The sequence below is a fragment of the Paenisporosarcina sp. TG20 genome, assembly GCF_000286315.1.
Classification (GTDB): Bacteria; Bacillota; Bacilli; order Bacillales_A; family Planococcaceae; genus Paenisporosarcina.
In genome coordinates, this window is the sequence record NZ_ALJG01000098.1 from 1 (window position 1) to 2,769 (window position 2,769).

Sequence of the window (2,769 nt, forward strand, 5' to 3'; positions counted from 1 at the left end):
CTCTTTATAGTTATATACTTTCTTATATTTGAACAAAGTGACTTTATAGGTCACTTTGTTCGTTCTTTTTCATTTCATTCTATGAGGTGACTTATTCTCTGAAATCACTTTAAATGACCTTTTCTCCGCATATTTCTTGCATGAATCACATAAAACCATACGTATTCCACTTCGATTTTCAAATTCATGCATTTCTCCAACTTTAGCTTTACAAATAGCACATGGTTTTTTAAATAATGTTATCATGCTGCATCGCTACCTTCTTTTATATTTTATAAGTTTATAAATGGCATGAATTAATTCTTTAACCTTAGTCTATTATTGGAAGTCTTTTTAAAATTACAATTGTCTTTTTCTACGGTTTAAAGTATTAATTCTTTCATATTCAATGCTGATAGCATTTAGAACTTATATGTACAATGAATTCTATTAGTAGGAATTTTGAACGATGCATATAGTCTTTATATATAATATTTTTCCTTATAAATACATTGTAAAGCTCCTTTTCGGAGAAGTAATGTAACTAAAGTTATAGAGAAATTAATTTTTCTCATATAATACAAGTGAAATAGAGAACATTACATCGATAAGTATGTTTACTTAATCTTAGAATTATGAGGCATGTACTATAGTCTATACCCATAATCGAACTTTCTTATTCATCCATTCTATTTCTCCTCCTAGCAAACTTATGTTAAATTATCAGTCAACACAAAATGTTTCAGGAAAAAACTTAAGAATAGGAAAAAGAACGAAGTAATCAAGGCACTATTCGTTCTCTTTCTACAAATAATCATGTTATTTTAGAAAAATTTAACAATTAGTTGAGACGTACAAACAAAGCACAGATTTGTAAACAAGAAAAGTCTGGATAGTTCGATACATAAATGAAATTGATTTGCTATCTAATGATAAAAACCTACTCAAAGAAAAACGTGATAACTTAGTAAAAGCAGCAGAAGACAATCTTCAACTGAGAATTTTCGGTTATGAAAAAGAATGGGATAAGTTAGACGCTAGTGAAAAAAAATCATGACAAAATCCAATTATAAAAGGACTCCACATTAATTTGTGAGAGTCCTTTTATAATTGGAGAATAGATAGTATTAAGAGTTGATACATCTGCTTAGACTGGAGGATGGATAGGTACGCTATTTGTTTCAACATAAGAAACTTGTAGCGAATTTAATTCTTCACTTTTATTATTCTCTAAAGCTGAGAAACTAATAATAAGAATCAATGCTAAAAAAATGGATTTCTTCAAGTAAACCCCTCCTTATAAAGTAAATTTAACTGCTTTTTCATATTTCCCCTCATTCTTAAAATACTCAACAAGAATTTTAGAAAAGTAATGATGTGATTCTGTTTGTTTATCCATCTTTACCAAATAGGGGACTACTTTATCTTCTAAAAATGCCATTGCCTTTTGTTTTTGATTATCTAGAAGTAATAAATAAAACGATGAATATAGCCGGTATTGGGAATCTTTCATTTTTATAGATTCTTCATTTAGTAGAGAAAAACTTTCTTTACTATTAATCCATTTTTCTAATCTAAATTCTGTAACAGCTATATTATGCAAACAAAGTAAGTAGTCTTCATTGTTCTTATTAAAAATGGATAGGCTTTTATTGAAGTAATCTAAAGCAATAGAATAGTCACCCATTTTATGTCTTAGATCACCAATATTATGATAAATTTTTGATAACAGGTCATTCTCTTTAAGCATTTCAGAGTTCCTAATCAAATGCTCATAACATACTAGGGCCTCTTCATAAATTCTTGATTGCGAATAATTGATTGCGAGTGACATGTGAACATGCAAGATCCTTTTATAATTAAAATGATCTTTATAAAAATTCATCGCTTTTTTCCCATAATAAATAGCGTGGCCGGATTGTTCCATATAGCCCTTTACAAGAGCAAGATGATAATAAATTTCCCCTTCAAAGTTATTATTCATTGCATATTTTTGAATAATAATTGTAAGTTTTTCATCCGCCTCTCTATAATTCCCCCTTAAAATTAATAATATCGTAGAGAAATATGAAAGTAAATATTTTTCATGTTGGGAAAAATTTTGCTTTTGCGTACTAAGCCATCTGATTTGTTCCTCAGCTGACATTAGATCTTTAATGAAAAGAAAATATCTTAATTTATAAATTTCATATAAGTATATGTGTTTGGTAAACGCTATGGTCTCCTTATACTCATCTAATTCCGAAAATGTTATTGCAGCCTTATCTACTTCAAGATAATGAATATTATTAATTAATTGTTCAAGTAATTTGTGAATATTTTGTTCACTTTCCTCAACGTCTTGTAAATCTATTTCAAGTCGACTTAATAACAGTTTAATTGTTTCTACATTTGCTTCTTTGCTGTTACTTTCAATTTTACTAAGATGTGGGATTGAACATATTTCAATTGAAAGTTCGCTCTGAGTCATTTTCTTCTTTGTTCGATGATACTTTATTAATGAGCCTATTTGCATCATTTCACCTTCTAAAATCAGATTTCACTTTTATTATATCTAATATTAAGAGTATTTCATTATTTCAATGTATATACATTATAGCTCTATTAGGAAATATTTTTCTTCATTTTATTAGTTATTTAACTAAATGACATTTAAATTTCCCAATACATAGTCAAAACAAGCCTAAACAAGACTATTGAATGATATTCAAGTTTAAGAGAGTGCGAAATATCCCATGAAGTTTGAATAAATTGTTAAATAGTCCTTTACCTGAATCCGTGATGATTTAA

General features: G+C 28.0%; 2 protein-coding genes. Both read right to left on the reverse strand.

All coding sequences use genetic code 11. The features are described 5' to 3' along the window. Window positions 1-1,126 precede the first annotated feature (1,126 nt). Window positions 1,127-1,264: a hypothetical protein gene (locus tag B371_RS23685; RefSeq protein WP_019412438.1), complete on the reverse strand. Its 138-nt coding sequence runs from the start codon at window positions 1,262-1,264 to the stop codon at window positions 1,127-1,129. Window positions 1,265-1,276: 12 nt separating this feature from the next. Next, complete coding sequence (locus B371_RS0100760) at window positions 1,277-2,494, reverse strand: helix-turn-helix transcriptional regulator (RefSeq protein ID WP_019412439.1); 1,218 nt, start codon at window positions 2,492-2,494, stop codon at window positions 1,277-1,279. Window positions 2,495-2,769: the final 275 nt, after the last annotated feature.

Coding starts and splice junctions, on each gene's coding strand:
- B371_RS0100760 (WP_019412439.1), bottom strand. CDS start 2,494: ATGCAAATAGGCTCATTAATAAAGTATCATCGAACAAAGAAGAAAATG.